This is a genomic window from Arthrobacter sp. IK3 (assembly GCF_051337705.1).
Classification (GTDB): domain Bacteria; phylum Actinomycetota; class Actinomycetes; order Actinomycetales; family Micrococcaceae; genus Arthrobacter_B; species Arthrobacter_B koreensis.
The window spans coordinates 101,881-117,623 of the sequence record NZ_JBPPSW010000012.1 but is presented as its reverse complement, the minus strand read 5'-3'; the positions used below and the strand labels follow the sequence as shown (position 1 = coordinate 117,623).

The 15,743-nt window shown below is 64.9% G+C and carries 15 protein-coding genes, 1 tRNA gene and 1 other RNA gene; 9 read left to right on the top strand and 8 right to left on the bottom strand.

Annotation, left to right across the window (positions count from 1 at the left end; genetic code table 11):
• Positions 1-23 precede the first annotated feature (23 nt).
• Complete coding sequence (locus tag ACSLGO_RS15740) at positions 24-497, bottom strand: DUF3224 domain-containing protein (protein WP_400503881.1); 474 nt, start codon at positions 495-497, stop codon at positions 24-26.
• 121 nt (positions 498-618) lie between these two features.
• On the opposite strand from ACSLGO_RS15740, the gene ACSLGO_RS15735 reads away from it, so the two are divergent.
• Positions 619-1,878, top strand: a complete 1,260-nt coding sequence (locus ACSLGO_RS15735) for a glycosyltransferase family 87 protein (RefSeq protein WP_436401457.1) — start codon at positions 619-621, stop codon at positions 1,876-1,878.
• On the opposite strand, the gene mptB is transcribed toward ACSLGO_RS15735, so the two are convergent.
• The gene (mptB, locus tag ACSLGO_RS15730; protein WP_263127008.1) at positions 1,841-3,379 is read right to left on the bottom strand and encodes a polyprenol phosphomannose-dependent alpha 1,6 mannosyltransferase MptB; all 1,539 of its coding nucleotides are present in this window, start codon (positions 3,377-3,379) and stop codon (positions 1,841-1,843) included. The two genes, ACSLGO_RS15735 and mptB, sit on opposite strands and share 38 nt — an antisense overlap.
• A 305-nt stretch (positions 3,380-3,684) precedes the next feature.
• Between mptB and ACSLGO_RS15725 the strand changes: the two genes are divergently transcribed.
• From ACSLGO_RS15725 to ACSLGO_RS15705, 5 genes are all read left to right on the top strand, one after another.
• Positions 3,685-4,218 (top strand): hypothetical protein, encoded by a 534-nt coding sequence (locus tag ACSLGO_RS15725; protein ID WP_263127009.1) that lies wholly within the window; start codon positions 3,685-3,687, stop codon positions 4,216-4,218.
• 37 nt (positions 4,219-4,255) lie between these two features.
• Positions 4,256-4,873 carry an oligoribonuclease gene (gene orn / locus ACSLGO_RS15720; RefSeq protein WP_263127010.1) on the top strand — a complete coding sequence of 206 codons (618 nt, stop codon included), beginning with the start codon at positions 4,256-4,258 and terminating at the stop codon, positions 4,871-4,873.
• 143 nt (positions 4,874-5,016) lie between these two features.
• Positions 5,017-5,089, top strand: a tRNA-His gene (locus ACSLGO_RS15715).
• 120 nt (positions 5,090-5,209) lie between these two features.
• On the top strand, positions 5,210-6,397 hold the full coding sequence (locus ACSLGO_RS15710; protein ID WP_436401456.1) for an acyl-CoA dehydrogenase family protein: 1,188 nt from the start codon (positions 5,210-5,212) through the stop codon (positions 6,395-6,397).
• Positions 6,394-6,966, top strand: a complete 573-nt coding sequence (locus ACSLGO_RS15705) for a peptide deformylase (protein WP_091604120.1) — start codon at positions 6,394-6,396, stop codon at positions 6,964-6,966. The genes ACSLGO_RS15710 and ACSLGO_RS15705 overlap by 4 nt, the downstream gene beginning before the upstream one ends.
• Before the next feature lie 81 nt (positions 6,967-7,047).
• Here the strand turns inward: ACSLGO_RS15705 and ACSLGO_RS15700 are convergent, their stop codons facing one another.
• From ACSLGO_RS15700 to rnpB, 3 genes are all read right to left on the bottom strand, one after another.
• Positions 7,048-8,478 (bottom strand): glyceraldehyde-3-phosphate dehydrogenase, encoded by a 1,431-nt coding sequence (locus ACSLGO_RS15700; protein ID WP_386887615.1) that lies wholly within the window; start codon positions 8,476-8,478, stop codon positions 7,048-7,050.
• A gap of 223 nt (positions 8,479-8,701) precedes the next feature.
• Positions 8,702-10,009: an MFS transporter gene (locus ACSLGO_RS15695; protein WP_325787253.1), complete on the bottom strand. Its 1,308-nt coding sequence runs from the start codon at positions 10,007-10,009 to the stop codon at positions 8,702-8,704.
• A gap of 133 nt (positions 10,010-10,142) precedes the next feature.
• Positions 10,143-10,527: RNase P RNA component class A (gene rnpB, locus ACSLGO_RS15690), an RNA gene on the bottom strand.
• A gap of 44 nt (positions 10,528-10,571) precedes the next feature.
• Here rnpB and ACSLGO_RS15685 point away from each other — a divergent pair.
• Positions 10,572-11,342 carry a YaaA family protein gene (locus tag ACSLGO_RS15685; protein ID WP_091604110.1) on the top strand — a complete coding sequence of 257 codons (771 nt, stop codon included), beginning with the start codon at positions 10,572-10,574 and terminating at the stop codon, positions 11,340-11,342.
• Here the strand turns inward: ACSLGO_RS15685 and ACSLGO_RS15680 are convergent.
• The 3 genes from ACSLGO_RS15680 to ACSLGO_RS15670 form a co-directional block, all read right to left on the bottom strand.
• Positions 11,339-12,271: a reverse transcriptase-like protein gene (locus ACSLGO_RS15680; RefSeq protein ID WP_400503886.1), complete on the bottom strand. Its 933-nt coding sequence runs from the start codon at positions 12,269-12,271 to the stop codon at positions 11,339-11,341. The two genes, ACSLGO_RS15685 and ACSLGO_RS15680, sit on opposite strands and share 4 nt — an antisense overlap.
• 33 nt (positions 12,272-12,304) lie before the next feature.
• The gene (locus ACSLGO_RS15675; protein ID WP_436401455.1) at positions 12,305-13,045 is read right to left on the bottom strand and encodes a zinc ribbon domain-containing protein; all 741 of its coding nucleotides are present in this window, start codon (positions 13,043-13,045) and stop codon (positions 12,305-12,307) included.
• 74 nt (positions 13,046-13,119) lie between these two features.
• Positions 13,120-14,040 (bottom strand): Nif3-like dinuclear metal center hexameric protein, encoded by a 921-nt coding sequence (locus tag ACSLGO_RS15670; protein ID WP_263127014.1) that lies wholly within the window; start codon positions 14,038-14,040, stop codon positions 13,120-13,122.
• 123 nt (positions 14,041-14,163) lie between these two features.
• On the opposite strand from ACSLGO_RS15670, the gene msrA reads away from it, so the two are divergent.
• Both msrA and cysK read left to right on the top strand, forming a co-directional pair.
• On the top strand, positions 14,164-14,688 hold the full coding sequence (gene msrA, locus ACSLGO_RS15665; RefSeq protein ID WP_091604098.1) for a peptide-methionine (S)-S-oxide reductase MsrA: 525 nt from the start codon (positions 14,164-14,166) through the stop codon (positions 14,686-14,688).
• An 84-nt stretch (positions 14,689-14,772) separates the two neighbouring features.
• Entirely contained in the window at positions 14,773-15,708 is a 936-nt protein-coding gene (gene cysK, locus ACSLGO_RS15660; RefSeq protein WP_436401454.1) for a cysteine synthase A, read from the top strand.
• Positions 15,709-15,743 lie beyond the last annotated feature (35 nt).

Genomic DNA, 15,743 nt, shown 5'->3' with positions numbered 1-15,743 from the left:
GGAGCGCGGCGTTCGGCAGGGAACTACAGTGCGTCCGCAGGCCGGTCTTCCGATAGCTCCGACGGCTGCGGACCGTTGGTGTCAGGGGCGTCCGGGAAGGAGACCCGCAGTTCAAGGCGGTGCTGCCCGTCCTCGGTCTGGGAGAAAACCGCCTTGCCGGAAATGCCGGCCAGGCCCGCCGTCCCGGATCCGGGAATGATGTGGCCGGAAGAGGCCGTTGCTTCGCCCTCGGCCAGTCCCCAGTGCTGGATCACCATGGTGCCCTCGCGTCCCTCGACGCTGCCGGCAAACACCTCACTCCCCACGTACCCGGCCCCGGTGGCGTTCCCTGCCAGCAGGAGGTCGGAAACGCTGGTGCCGGAGATTGGCCCTTCAAAGATCTTCACCGCACGAACGGTGGAGAGTTCGCTGTTGGTTCCCTCCACCACGTAGGGAGTCGGTTCCCAGGAGGAAACGTCAAAATCGGCAGTGATCGAATGTTCTGTTCGGTCGGACATGCCTACAGTATTCCGTGTTCGGCTGCCGATTGCATGCCGCCCACGCGCCGCAGGTACCCTTATCGCTGGGGTGCGGCAGCCTGCGCGCCTCGGAATCCCCTGCTAAGGAGTACCACCGAGCATGTCGTCCATCCCCGTTGCCGGCCAGCCCAGCTACACGCGTTCCGGAGTCCTGTGGCTGACCTTCGCGGGTGTGCACCTGCTCTTTTTCGGCCTCCTTTCGCCATTGATCTTCACCGGCGAAGTGCTCAGCGATATCCAGTTCTACCGCCAGTGGGCTTTCGAAGGACTGCAGGACGGTCAATGGCAGGGAATCAGCACAGACTGGGTCTACCCCATCGGAGCGCTGGCCCCCATGCTGCTCGCGGCCGTCTTCGGGTACGGCCCCTACCAGTTCGCCTGGTTCCTCATCTTTACCGGACTCAATGCTGCCGCATTCGCCGTCCTCACCGCCGGGCGCACCCGGGTGCGCTGCATCGCTGCGTACTGGTGGCTGGGCATTACCGCACTGCTGGGGCCGGTAGCCATCGGGCGCATTGACGGCCTCACCGCTCCCCTAGTGATCATGGGCCTGCTGTGGCTTGCCACCCGCCCGGTCATCGCGTCCCTTCTGTTGTCTGCCGCCACCTGGATCAAGGTCTGGCCGGCTGCCGTGATCCTGGCCGTCCTGGCCGTATCGAAGCAGCGCCTGACGCTCCTGGCCACCGGCGCCGCCTTCTCTGCCGCAGTGGCGGCCGTCGTCGCCGCTGCCGGCGGGCTGCCGCACCTGTTGAGCTTCATGGGCGCCCAGGGCGACCGTGGAATGCAGCTGGAGGCACCCTTCACCACCCCCGGCCTCTGGCAGGCCATCCTGGGGCAGTCAGATGCCCACATCTACGAAGACACGGTCATCAATACCCGCGAAGTGCGGGGCGCCCTTGGAGAACCCGTTGCTGCGCTGATGACTCCGCTCCTCGCCCTGGCCGCCGTCGCCGTCGTGCTCCTGCTTGTCTGGGCGGTGAAGCGCGGAGCCGACGCGGGCGCGCTGCTGGCAGCCGGTTCGCTGGCCCTCGTCAGCGCGTTCATCGTCTTCAACAAGGTTGGCTCGCCCCAGTTCATGCTGTGGCTGGGCGCGGTAGTTGCCGTGGGCGTGACCTGGGAAGGGCGCGCCTGGCGGCTGCCCGCTTCAATGATGATCGCCGTGGCAGCGCTGACCACGCTGGTCTACCCCGTGTTCTACGAGGCGCTGTACAACGACCTCAACGTTGCCGTGGCCGTCCTGCTGACGCTGCGGAACCTGCTCCTGATGGCCCTGCTGGCGTGGTCGCTCGGCAAGATCACTGCCCTGGCCCGTGCCGGGAAGATCAGCGAATCCGAAGTTCGCCCGGAACCGGCTCCGTAAGCTTCTTCCGGAACAGGATCTTCGTCTTCGGGTCCAGGAAGATCAGGTAGAGCGCAAAGGCGACGGCAGTCACTGCGGCAATCTGCCGGGCTGCGCTCAGGCTGAACTCGAAGTAGGGCCAGATGTCCAGCTGGTCGCTGATCGCGTAGACCATAAAGAAGGACACGAACAGGTACAGCGTCTTGACCTGCCAGTCATTGCGGATGCCGGTGACGGCAAACAGCGGAATCAGCCACACCACGTACCAGGACTGGATCATGGGGGCGAGCATGACAATCGCCGCGAATGCGAGGGCCAGGCGGCGGACCAGCCTGGAGTAGTCACCCACGAACATCAGCCAGACGGCGACGGCGAGGGAAGCCAGGCGCCCGATGGTATGCACGACGTCGGCGAAGGACCAGCCGGGCAGCCCCAGCGAGTTACCCAGTGTGGCCACGACCAGGCCGACGAAGCCGACGGGCGCGTACCAGATCCAGACACTGCCGGGGGTACTGAGCGCACCCACCCAGCCGAAGCCCAGCCCGTTCACGACGCCGAGAATGGCCAGCAGCCCCAGGGACAGCCCTGCGGTCATGAACCAGTACAGGAACTTCCGCGGCCACGAGGCTCCCTTGCCTGCCCACATCAGGCCGATGAACGGGAGGAAGATCAGGGTGATGGGCTTGATCCCCACGGACAGCGTGATGAGCACCGTCCCCAGGACGCCGCGCTTGTTTGCAGCGTAGTAGAGGCCGGCAAGGGCCAGGCCAATCATGAGCGCGTCGTTGTGGATGCTGGCAATGAAGTTGGTAAGGAAGAGCGGATTCGCTGCCGTGAGCCACAGCGCCCGGTTCGGGTTGATGCCGTGCAGCTCGGCGAGCTTGGGCACGTAGTAGATGCACATGGCCACGCCAATGAGGGCGATCAGCCGGAAAAGGAGGATGGAGAACTCGGTCTGTCCGCCGGTAATCCGCACCACGATCTCTTCGAGCCACAGGAAGATCGGCCCGTAGGGCGTGGGGCTCTGTGCCCAGAGGTCGTCCGCCCCCAGCTGGAGGTAGTTGGAGATCTGGGAATAGCCGTCTTTATAGGGGTTCAGGCCGCTAACCATGACCAGGCCCTGGGCAATGTAGGCAAAGACGTCGCGGCTAAAGAGCGGCAGCGTGAGGCACATCGGTCCGCCCCAGGCCAGGATGGCCTTGAGCACGTAAGGGCGTGACTGCGGCCCCCAATCTCCAATCCGCTGCCCGAAGCGCAGCCAGGAGCGCACCAGCAGCATGCCGCCCAGAGCCAGCAGGAGCACGGAAATCACCGCACCGGCGGGCTCGAAGCGAAGCCACATAATGAACTCAATACGGCGCAGCTCATAAGAGGATAGAGAGAGCCAGCCGACCCCGAAGGAGCCGGCAAGCATCATCACTGAGCCGATAAACCCATGGATGATCGCGACGTTGGGATGGTCGGTTTTCGTGCTCTCCGTTTCGGGAGACGAAGGCTCGGTCGCAGGGACCTGGGCGGTCATCGTGGGTCGTTCCAATCTCTGGTTCGTACGGCGGGTCCCAGCGAACGGGCACCAGGTTCGAAAGCAAACGCCTCCTCGGGCGGACGCAGGCGCCAGCCGCGGCGAAACCTTCCGGGCCCGGATTCCCTGTGCGGGGGCGGGTCAGGGCGGCTTCGTCAGGCCAAATATTAGCATCGCGACATGTGCATGCCCTCTGACGCGGCGCGCTGCGCGGCCAGTGGGGCGCGGCTCACATAGACTGTCTGGGTTGGATCGGACGAGGCAAGGCGGGACGGGCTGTGGGGCGCCACCGGGCAGAACCAGAAGTGAGGCGGCGCCGTCAGCGCGCCGCAAACCGGCCGGGCAGCGCACGCCGCAGCCCCGAGCTCCTCGGCTGGGGGCTGTTCATCTCCGCGACCACCCTTGCATCACTGCTGTGGGCCCGCATCCCGGTGCCTGTCGCCGTCGGCACCTCGGCGTTTGTCCTCGCTGCCTTCGGCACGGCCTGGTACGCCTCACGGGTCCCGGCACTTCCGGAACGTGTCGGCGCGGCTGCAGCACCCAGGCCTCAACCGACGGCGCCCGCCGCGGACCTCCGGCGAAGCATAGGTGCGCCGGGCGCACCGGAGCATCCACTGGCCCCCGCCATTCCCCTGGCTCCGGGCGCGGCCCGGGAATTCCTGAGTGCCCCGGTACCCGACGGGACCGGCTCGCAGGCCAGCCGCTGGACCCGCACCTTCGGCCCACCGGAAACCGGGTCCCTGCCCCTGCAGCCTTACGTACCCGTTGCCGGGAAGCCGGTCCAGACTGCGGATTCCGAGCGCCACGACCGCCGGCAGCGAAGCCACTCGAGCCTATAGCCAGCAGCGGTCCGGCGCCGCGGGGTACATTTATCCCGTGCCAATAACAAATGAACGCATTGTCTGGATCGACTGTGAAATGACCGGGCTGGACATCAGCGCCGACGCCTTGATCGAGGTTGCTGTGCTGGTGACGGACTCCGAGCTGAATATCCTCGGCGACGGCGTCGACGTCGTCATCAAGCCGGAAGACTCCGCCCTGGAACAGATGGGCGACTTCGTCCGCCAGATGCACACCACTTCCAAGCTCCTGGATGAACTGCCCGGCGGCATGACCCTGGCGGAGGCCGAGGCCGAAGTCATTGAGTACATCACCAAGTGGGTACCCGAACCGAAGAAGGCCCAGCTGGCGGGCAACTCGGTGGGAACAGACCGGATGTTCCTGGCACGCGACATGCCGGAGGTCATCGACTACCTGCACTACCGCATCATCGATGTCTCCACCATCAAGGAACTTGCACGGCGCTGGTACCCGCGTGCCTACTTCCAGTCTCCTGCCAAGAACGGAGGCCACCGCGCCCTGGGGGATATCCAGGACTCCATTAACGAGCTGCGGTACTACCGTGAAGCGATCTTCGTTCCGGCGCCGGGACCGGACTCGGCTGCGTCGAAAAAGATCGCAGCCCAGGTCACCGAATCGGCTGCCGGAAGTTAGCTGCATCACTTTTGGGCCGCTGCGGCGCACTTGTGTCAAAAGCACCCAAAAAACCGTGTAAGCTTGTATCCGCTGCCTCAGATAAATGAGTTTGCAAAGACCACTCGCCTGGACTTTGGAAATGAATAATCTGAGTGCACATGGTGGGTATAGCTCAGTTGGCAGAGCGCCTGGTTGTGGTCCAGGAGGTCGCGGGTTCAACCCCCGTTACTCACCCGGAAGAGGCTGGTTTCCAGCTTCACAAAGACCGCCTCGGATTTTTCCGGGGCGGTCTTTTACGTATCCCCCCAGCTGACTCGACGCGCACGGGCAGGACAGAACTTAGGAGGCGCCGCGTTGGAACGCACGCTTTTCGATGAGGACCACGGGCTTTTCCGTGAACTCGCCCGCGAATTCAACCAGCGGGAAGTGGCTCCGGGGTATTCCGGCTGGGAAACAGACCACCGGATGCCGCGGCGGTTGTGGAAGTCCGCCGGCGAGCAGGGCCTGCTGGGCCTTGCCGTGCCGGAGGAGTTCGGTGGAGCAGGCATGCCTGACTACCGTTACCGCGTGGTCATGGATGAGGAGTTCGCGCGCGCCAACCACCTCGCCGTCGGGCTGGCCTTCCACCTGCACGACGACATGGTGCTCCCCCATCTCCTGGCTTACGGTTCGGAGGACCTCAAGGAGCGCTGGCTCCCCCAAATGGTCAGCGGAGACATCGTGACGTCCGTGGCGTGGACTGAGCCCGGCGCGGGAAGCGATCTCCGGGGCATCCGCACCAAAGCCGTCCGCAACGCAGACGGCGACTGGCTCCTCAACGGCCAGAAAACCTTCATCGGCAACGGAATCACCGGTGACGCGGCCCTCGTCCTGGCACGGACCGACGGCGGTACCGGCCGCGGAGGGGCACGCTCCTTCAGCATGTTCATGGTGGAGAAGACCTCCGGCTATTCAACCGGCCGCCAGCTCGACAAGATGGGCCTCAAAGCCTCGGACACTGCCGAACTGTTTTTCGATGACGTCGTAATCCCCGCCGGCAACCTGGTGGGCGAGGAGGGGCGCGGACTTGAGTATGCCGCCGGACAGCTCCCCCAGGGCCGGTTGGCCATCGCCGTCGCGTCCTCCGCCGTGGCGCGGAGCGTCTACGACGCCACCGCCTTGTACACGGCGGAGCGGGGGGCCTTCGGCGCCAGGATCAGCGACTTCCAGAACACGCGCTTTGAACTGGCGGACGTCCTGACCGAAGTGGAAGTCACCGAAGCGTATGTGGACTCGGCCGTGCGGGCATTCAACCACGGCACCCTGGATGCAGTCTCGGCAGCTAAGGCCAAGCTCTGGGCATCTGAACGGGCCAAATCCGTGACCGACCGCTGCCTCCAGCTGCACGGCGGCTACGGTTACATCATGGAATACCCGGTGGCGCAGGCCTTCCTGGCTGCCCGTTTACTCACGATCTTCGGCGGAACCTCCGAAATCATGCGTGAAGTTATTGGCCGCAGCATCACTCCCCCTTTGCCCCAGCACGGAAAGCAGAACCCATGACCGTCCGCCCTATCACCATCTACGGGGAACCCGTCCTCCACCGCCGGGCAGCGGAGGTGACGGAGTTTGACGATGCACTGCGCACGCTCGTTGCCGACATGTACGAAACGATGGACGTCGCCAACGGCGTGGGCCTCGCTGCACCCCAGGTGGGTGTGGGCCTGCGGATCTTCACCTTTGACTACCCTAACGACGACGACGCTCCGGACCGCGGCGTCGTGGTCAATCCGGTGCTGACAACGTCCAAGGTGCCCGGCTCCGCGCCGGACCCTGACGACGACACCGAAGGCTGCCTGTCCGTGCCGGGTGAGAACTTTCCGCTGACCCGTGCGGACTGGGCCAGGGTCACCGGCTTCGATGAGACGGGATCGCCCGTTCAGTTCGAGGCCACCGGATGGTTTGCGCGCGTCCTGCAGCATGAATATGACCATTTGGACGGCAAGCTCTACGTTGACCGGCTGAACGAACGCTGGGGACGCAAGGCCCGCAAGGTCCTGAAGAACAACGGCTGGAACGTCCCGGGACTCACCTGGATGCCAGGCGTCGATCCGGATCCGTTCGGCCACTAGTTACGCCGCCGACATACAGCCTGCACAGCAAAACGCCCCGCCGGCAGAACCGGCGGGGCGTCTTGCTGTGCAGGAACTCCGCTACACGCTAGCGACGAGTTCTTCGGCCCGCGGGAACGCCGGCGGGTTCACATGCGCCATCTCTTCGAGCACGCGGATCACCTGGCAGCTGTAGCCGTACTCGTTGTCATACCAGACGTAGAGGATGGCGTTCTTGCCGTTGGAGATCGTGGCCAGCCCATCCACGATCCCGGCGCGCTTGGAGCCTACGAAGTCGGTCGAAACAACCTCAGGGGAATCGATGTAGTCGATCTGCTTGTGCAGCTCCGAGTTCAGCGAGGTCTCCCGGAGAAAGGTGTTCAGTTCTTCCTTGGTGGTCCCGGTTTCGAGGTTCACGTTCAGGATGGCCATGGATACGTCCGGGGTGGGAACACGGATGGCGTTGCCGCTGAGCTTGCCGGCGAGTTCCGGAAGGGCCTTGGCCACGGCCTTGGCGGCACCGGTCTCCGTGATGACCATGTTCAGTGCGGCAGAGCGTCCGCGGCGGTCGCCCTTGTGGAAGTTGTCGATGAGGTTCTGGTCATTGGTGAAGGAGTGGACTGTCTCCACATGACCGTTGACGATCCCGAACTTGTCGTTGAGCACCTTCAGCACGGGAGTGATGGCGTTGGTGGTGCAGGACGCTGCGGAGAGGATCTTGTCTTCGTCGGTAATGGACTGGTGGTTGATGCCGTGGACAATGTTCTTCAGGTCGCCCTTGCCCGGTGCGGTCAGGAGTACCCGGGAAACGCCCTTGGCGCTCAGGTGCTGGGCCAGTCCGTCCGCGTCGCGCCAGCGGCCGGTGTTGTCCACCACGATCGCGTCCTTGATGCCGTACTCCGTGTAGTCGACCGCAGCCGGGTCGTTGGAATAGATGACCTGGATCAGAGTTCCGTTGGCGAGGATGGTGTTCGTTTCCTCATCGACGGTGATGGTGCCGGGGAAGGCGCCGTGCACCGAGTCGCGGCGCAGCAGGCTGGCGCGCTTGACCAGGTCATTTTCGGCACCCTTGCGCACCACGATCGCCCGGAGGCGCAGGCCATGCCCGCCGCCTTCGTGGTCGATCAGGATCCGCGCCAGCAGGCGGCCGATCCGGCCAAAGCCATAAAGGACTACATCGGTGCTGGTCCGCTCGTCCGCGCCATGCTTGCCGGCAACCTCCGAGAGTTCGTCCCGCAGGAAGTCCACGAGCGGCGCACCGTTACCTTCGCGCTGGTACTTGGCGTTCATCCGGGCCAGGTCCACTGACGCCGCTCCGAGCTCAAGTTCGGTGAGGGCCTTCAGGATCGGCAGGGTTTCGGAAACCGGCAGCTCGACGTCGTCAATCTGGCGGGCGAACCGGTGCGCCTTCAGAATGTCGATGACTGAGCGGTTGACCAGCGGACGGCCGTGAACCGAGGTAACAACGCTGTTCTCCCGGTAGAGCCGGCCAATGAGCGGGATCATGGCTTCTGCCATAGCCTCCCTGTCCATCCACGCATCCAGGCAGGTATCGGACTTCTGGCTCACAGATCTTCACATCCTTTGTCTCAGCCGGCACTGCTTTGTGACCGGTTGGTAAGTCCTCCGGCGCCGGTGCCGGAGCAAGCCCGCTTGGGCCGTGTCTTGATGCTCCGCGGCGCTGGACACGGCCGCGAAACACTTACAAGTGTATTAGGCCACAGACCAACCTCAGGACGGGGATGGGAGATGTTCATCACAGCGTGGACTGCTCCTGGGCCGGCCTCCCGGGGTGCGCTGCGTCTGCAGGAGCCGGTTCGAGGTCCTCGAGGTGCCGGACGCCCCTCAGCGGTCCTCGCGAGGCAATAAACGGCGCCAGCACCGCGATGAGGATCCCGACGACGATACCGCCGCGCACTCCGATGGTGGTGGCAAGCACCCCGGCCAGGAGCGAAGCCACCGCCAGCATCCCCCAGCTCACCATCCTGGTGGCGGATCCCAGGCGCCCCATCATGTCCGGGGGACAAACCCGCTGCCGGAAACTTGTTGAAACCACAATGTTCATGGAGATGGCCAGCCCCGTCAGGAACATGCCGAAGAAGCCGGGCAGCATCCCCCAGCCGGGAGTCATCAGCAGCAGTGCGGCATATCCGGCTGCTGCCGGGAACATCGAGTACCGCCACACCACTCCCGAACCGAAGCGGTCGGCGAGCCGCTTCACGGTGAGTCCGCCCAGGGTGCCGCCCACCGCCGTCGCCGCCATCAGGAATCCGAGCCATGTTCCGTTCTCCCCCAGTGTGCGCACCACCAGCAGGACGATCAGGGACACAACAATGTTTCCCCCGAGGTTCCACAGCGCCGCCACGAGCAGCAGCACCCGCAGCGGAGTGGTACTGAGCGAGTAGCTCAGGCCGGATTTCATCTCCCGCCAGATGTGGCGCTTCTCGGAAGCGTCCGGGACGGCCTCTTCCACCTTGAGTCCAAGGATGGCTATGAAAGAGGCAACAGATGCGCCCAGCTGCACGAGGAGGGAATTCGACGCCCCCACGGCCTGGGTCATCCAGCCTCCCAGCCCGCGTCCGACGGCGTCGGCGGACGCACCCGAGCCGGTCATCAGCCCGTTGCCCTCAATAAGCTCATCCTTCGTGACCGCCCGCGGAATCAGGGCTGCTTCGGCGAGCGTGAAGTACACGGCCGCAAGTCCCGCCAGGAACGAAACGATGAACAGCTGCGCCGTGGTGAGCACGCCCATCCAATAGGCGATGGGAAGCGTTGCGAGCAGGACAATGCGGGCCACGAGCGAGAGCAGGATGACGGGACGGCGCCGGCGGCGGTCCACCACAACGCCAACCGGCAGGCCGAACAGGAGCCAGGGCAGGAACACCATCCCGGAGAGCGCCGCAACGGCGAAGTCGCTGGCCCCGAGTTCCACCGCCGCGATGACGGGCAGGACCACAGCGGTCACCGAGCCGCCCAGGATACCCATGGTGGAGGAAACCCAGAGTGCCCGGAAATTGGCGTTGCGCACCACGAGGTGCCTGCCGGGCGCGGGATGCGTGATCATCGACACAGAATAGCCGAGCTTCATGCAGGTGCATGACGCGCCCTACCGGTAGAAATAAGTCAGCCGAAATTCCCCTGGAACGCCTCAAGCTGCTTGTACGCGCAACAAGGGGTGTACATAATGCGCGGTGGGCGGGACGGGCTGGCCGATAAGCCGGGTTTTGTACCTGCGTACCGTTACCGGCGGTGCAGGCGGCAATCATCCATCTCCGGAAACCGTTACCGGTTTCCTCCAGCGGCCTACCCGGATGCTCGGGCGGGCAGCCCTCAAACGCACCCTGTATGGCCTTGCTCCGAGTGGGGTTTACCTAGCTGCCCCGGTCACCCGGGGCACTGGTGGTCTCTTACACCGCCGTTTCACCCTTACCCGCGGATAAACGCGGGCGGTCTGTTTTCTGTGGCACTGGCCTGCGGGTTTCCCCGAGTGGGCGTTACCCACCACCCTGCCCTGCGGAGCCCGGACTTTCCTCGGCAGGTCCGGTCCAAAGACCGTCCTGACGCGATTGCCTGGCCAACCCGTCCCGCGGTCAATGCTACCTGCCGCAGGACCTTACGATTAATCAGTGCTGATCCTCCTGCCCCCTTCCGAAGGCAAGACCCGCCCGCCGGCGGGTCCGACCCTGAACACTGACTCCCTGCACTTTCCGGAGCTGGCCGCGGCCCGTAAGGAAGTCCTCGCCGCCCTCATGGAGGCCAGTGCCGCCCCGGACGCGCATGCAGTACTGGGCGTCGGCGCTTCCCTCGCTGAGGACGTGCGCCGCAACACTGTCCTGGAGAGCGAACCCTGCGCACCGGCGCACCGAATCTACTCCGGAGTGCTCTACGACGCCCTGGGCTACACGACCCTCACCCCTGCCCAGCAGGACTCTGCCGAGAAAGCCGTCGTTGTCATTTCTGCGCTGTGGGGCGCCATCGGTTTTGGCGACGCCATCCCGGCTTACCGGCTCTCCATGGGCACGAGCCTTCCGGGCTGCGGACGGCTGGCTGCCTTTTGGAAGGCCGCGCTGGCGGACCCGCTGGGGCGACATGCCGAAGGCCGGCTGGTAGTGGACTGCCGTTCCAGCACGTATGCCGCTGCGTGGCAGCCACCGCAGCAGGACACCGCAGCCGTTAACGTCTTCCAGATCCGGAATGGTGAACGCAAGGTGGTGTCCCACTTTGCCAAGCACACCCGTGGAGAACTGGCGCGGCACCTGCTCACCCGTTCAGGGACTGCCCCGTCGTCCGCTGAGGAACTCCGTGACGCCGCTGCGGAGAAGTGGGAGGCGGAGCTGGTACCGCCCGCGGGCCGCAAGCCCTACCAGCTCAACCTGATCCTTCCGGAAGACCACTAGGGCCGGTCGGCCACCAGTTCGACTTCGAACCCGTCCCCGTTTTCAAGGTAGGCAGCGTAGTGACCCGGTCCCCCGGCGTGCGGGTGCCGGTCCTGGAACATCAGTGTCCAGCCATGGCTGGCAGCACGGCGGACCAGCAGATCAACTTCCGCGGCCGTTCCGGCACCGAAGGCCAGGTGGTTCAGGCCCGGGCGGCGGCGCTCGTGTTCGCCGGGAACGACGTCGGGTCCCGCCTCGATGACGATATATCCTCCGGTTCCCGTCCAGCTGGCGCCGGTTTTCCAGGAGTCCGTACGCACGAATCCGAGTCGTTCAAGCAGCCAGCCGATGCTGGTTTCGGCTCGGGGAAAGTCCCGCACCCAGATCTCCACGTGGTGCAGGCGTCCGGTCGGTACGGGCTCCGGCGCTGCCGGCGCCGACGACGCGTCGTCCGCACCGGTTCCAGTTCCGGAACCGGTGTCCGCGGCGCCGGGAAGCTGCCGCCCCTTCCACGGGACACCGGCGATCCCTGCGTCCATGGCTTCGTTTGACAGCCGGTCCGCGTCCTTATTAATTTCCCGCGGTATCCACTGGTACTTCACACGGTGCGGGTCGACGACGGAGCGGGCTTTGCGGGCCAGTCGCTGCATGTCTTCGTGCTTGATCTTCCAGCGGCCGCTCATCTGCTCAACCACCAGCTTGGAGTCCATCTTGGCCAGGATCCAGGCGTCCGGGTCGATCTCATGTGCCAGTTCGAGGGCAGCGATTAATCCTGAATACTCGGCAACGTTGTTGGACGCAATGCCCAGGTACTCTGCCTTTTCCACCAGGATCTGGTTCGTTTCGGGATCCCGCACCAGCGCACCGTAGCCGGCATGGCCGGGATTCCCGCGGGAGCCGCCGTCGGCCTCGACGATAAGGGTCCGCCGGGCACCCGCCGGTGCGGACACTGGCGTGTCCGAAGGGTCAAACAGGGTCACCGCTTAGCTGCCCCACTCCGATGAACGGACCAGGATGCACCCGGAGTCCGGGCAGAAGACGATGTCGTCTTCGGCTGCCTTGCGGATATCCGCAAGGTCGCCGGGGCTCAGCTGCATGCCGGAGCCTTCGGAGGTGCCGTGGAACAGCCGGGCTGCGCCGATTCCGTGGCGGGCCAGAGTCCGTTCGTAGACGGCGAGCAGATCCGGGGCGAAGCGCCCCGCCAGCTCGGTGCGCTGGCGTTGGGTTTCTGCACGCTCGGCTTCGATTTCCGCCAGCTCGGCGTCGCGCTTTGCTTCCAGGTCCGCAAGCTCAGCCTCGGCGGACACGGCCTCGGCGCGCCGCTCCGCTTCGGCCCCCCGGACAGCTTCGAGCCGCTCCATGACTTCGAGTTCGGTGTCTTCCAGGTCCGACCGGCGGCGGCTGAGCGACTCGATCTCACTCTGCAGGGCGGTCAGTTCCTTTGAACCGCCGGATCCGCTGTCCAAGTGCTTCTGGTCCCGCTCCAGGCGGGCGGTTACGGAGGCAACGTCTGCTTCGGCGCGGGCAAGCTCACGCTCAATATCGGCGCTCTGGGTCGCGGCTGTACCGAGAGCGGAACGCGCGGCGGCGGCCTTGGCGGCAAGGGCCTTGAGGTCGGGGTTTTCGCGGACGCTGCGGGCCCGCGAATCCAGCTGCCTCATCTTGGAATCCAACGCCTGCAGGTCGAGCAGCCGAAGCTGTTCGGCCGGTGATGCTTTTGCCACCAAATACCTCCACATATTCCGCTTGCCTGACTGGTGCGGCTTTCCTAGCCTATGCCACTGGCAGGCGTGATTGCCTAGCCAGGAGTGAGGATAAAGTCCCACGGGTCGGTGTTGCGCGTACTGACCCGGGTCTCCACACTGAACCCCTGGTCCGCAAGCACATTCTCCAGGGCACCCGCAGCGGGGGTCAGCCACAGCCACTCGCTGCCAAAGTGGGAGACATCAATCAGGTAGGGCCGGCCGTTGACCGCAGCTTCACGGGCTTCCGAGGCAGGATGATGGCGCAGGTCCGCGGTCACGTAAACGTCTGCCTGTTGTTCCCGGACAGCGCCGAAGAGGCTGTCCCCCGCCCCGCCGCACACAGCGACGCGCCGCACGAGCCCCTGCGGGTCTCCGGCCACGCGCACCCCGCCGGCAACGGCCGGCATGATGCTGAAGACCAGCTCGGCAAATTCGGCCAGGGTGGCGACCTCCGGAAGGTTGCCCACCCTGCCGATGCCTTCTTCCGGAAGGCCGTTGGCTGCAGGGGCCAGCGGAACGGTGTCCTGCAGGCCGAACGCGTCGGCGAGGACGTCGGAGACACCCCCGACGGCGCTGTCACCGTTGGTATGGGCTGTCACCAGGGCGCAGCCGCCTTCGATCAGCCGGTGTACGGCATCTCCCTTGAAACCCGTGCCGGCTACCGAATGCACGGGCTTGAGCAGCAGGGGGTGGTGCGTAATGAGCAGGTCTGCCCCCCACTCCAGGGCTTCATCGATAACCTCGTGCGTGGGGTCCACCGCAAACAGGATCCGTTCCACGCTGCGCTCGGGGCGGCCGGCAACGATGCCTACAGCATCCCAGTCCTCTGCGAGGGACTCGGGCCAGAGTTCCTCGACAGCCAGGAGCACGTCGCCGAGCCGGGCCTGCGCCGCCTCCTGTCCGGATTCACTGCCGCCTGCCCCGGCCGGTTCTTCGGCGCTGGCCCGGGCGTCTGGATTGCTTGGGGTTTCCATAGCAATAGTTCTACCGCACCGGCACCGCTGCCGGGTAAGGGAACACGGTGCTCCCGCGGGGGCGCCGCGGCGGAGGATTGCGGGCAGGGAATCTTTGCAGCGCGCGGAGGCTTATACATTGGCATGAAGACCTATGTTCTCGGCGGAGGCTGCTTTTGGTGCCTCGACGCCATCTACCAGAAGACCCGCGGCGTGAGCAGCGTCGTTTCCGGCTACACCGGCGGGTTTACCGCGCACCCGGACTATGAAAGCGTCTGCTCCGGCATCACCGGCCACGCCGAGGTTGTGGAAGTGACCTTTGACGAGGACGTTGTTCCCGCGGAGGTCATCCTGGACATGTTCTTCATCTCCCACGACCCGACCACCCTGAACCGCCAGGGCTACGACGTCGGCACGCAGTACCGTTCCTCGATGTTCTACCGGACCGAAGAGGAACGCGAAGAGATGGAGAAGGCGCGGGACCGTGCCCAGGCACTGTGGAGCGACCCGATCGTGACCGAGATTACCCGGCTGCCCGTGTTCCACCGCGCGGAGGAGTACCACCAGGATTTCTATGCGAAGCACCCGGAGCAGGGCTATTGCCAGGTGATCATTAATCCCAAGCTTGCCAAGGCCCGGAAATATTACGCCGAATGGCTTGACAACTGACCCTATGAATGCGTGCGGATACGCTTGAGGAAGAAAGCGTTCCGCATCCGGTTCACAGGCTCCGACGAACAGAGGACACACACCATGGCACGAATTTACGACGACGTCACCCAGCTGGTCGGCGGCACCCCGCTGGTCCGCCTGAACCGCCTCACCGAGGGCCTGCCCGGCGACGTCGCAGTCAAGCTCGAGTTCTACAACCCCGCTAACTCGGTCAAGGACCGCATTGGCGTGGCAATCGTCGATGCTGCCGAGAAGGCCGGCGCGCTGCGGCCGGGCGGCACGATCGTCGAAGGCACCTCGGGTAACACGGGGATCGCCCTTGCCATGGTGGGCGCTGCCCGCGGCTACAAGGTCATCCTGACCATGCCGGAAACCATGTCCACCGAGCGCCGGGTCATGCTGCGCGCCTTCGGTGCGGAGATTGTCTTGACCCCCGGAGCGGACGGCATGCGCGGTGCCGTGGAAAAGGCCAAGGAAATCGTGGCCACCACGGACAACGCCATCTGGGCACAGCAGTTCGCCAACGCAGCAAACGCGCAGATCCACCGCACCACCACGGCCGAGGAGATCTGGGCCGACACCGACGGCAAGGTGGACATCTTCGTGGCCGGCGTGGGCACCGGCGGCACCGTGACCGGTGTTGGCCAGGTCCTCAAGGAGCGCAAGCCGGGCATGCAGATCGTGGCGGTCGAGCCGAAGGACTCCGCCATCCTTAACGGAGGCTCCCCCGGACCGCACAAGATCCAGGGCATCGGCGCCAACTTCATTCCCGAGATCCTGGACACTGAGATCTACGATGAGGTCTTTGATGCCTCCATCGAGGACTCTGTTGCCACTGCGCGTGCGCTGGGCACCAAGGAGGGAATCCTGGGAGGCATTTCATCCGGTGCCATAGTCTGGGCGGCCCTTGAGCTCGCCAAGCGCCCGGAAAACGCCGGTAAGCTGATCGTGGCCGTTGTCTGTGACTTCGGAGAACGCTACATCTCCACCGTTCTCTACGACGACATCCGCGGCTAGCCAGCCCCGCCTGCGACGGCGGGTACCCCAAAGCA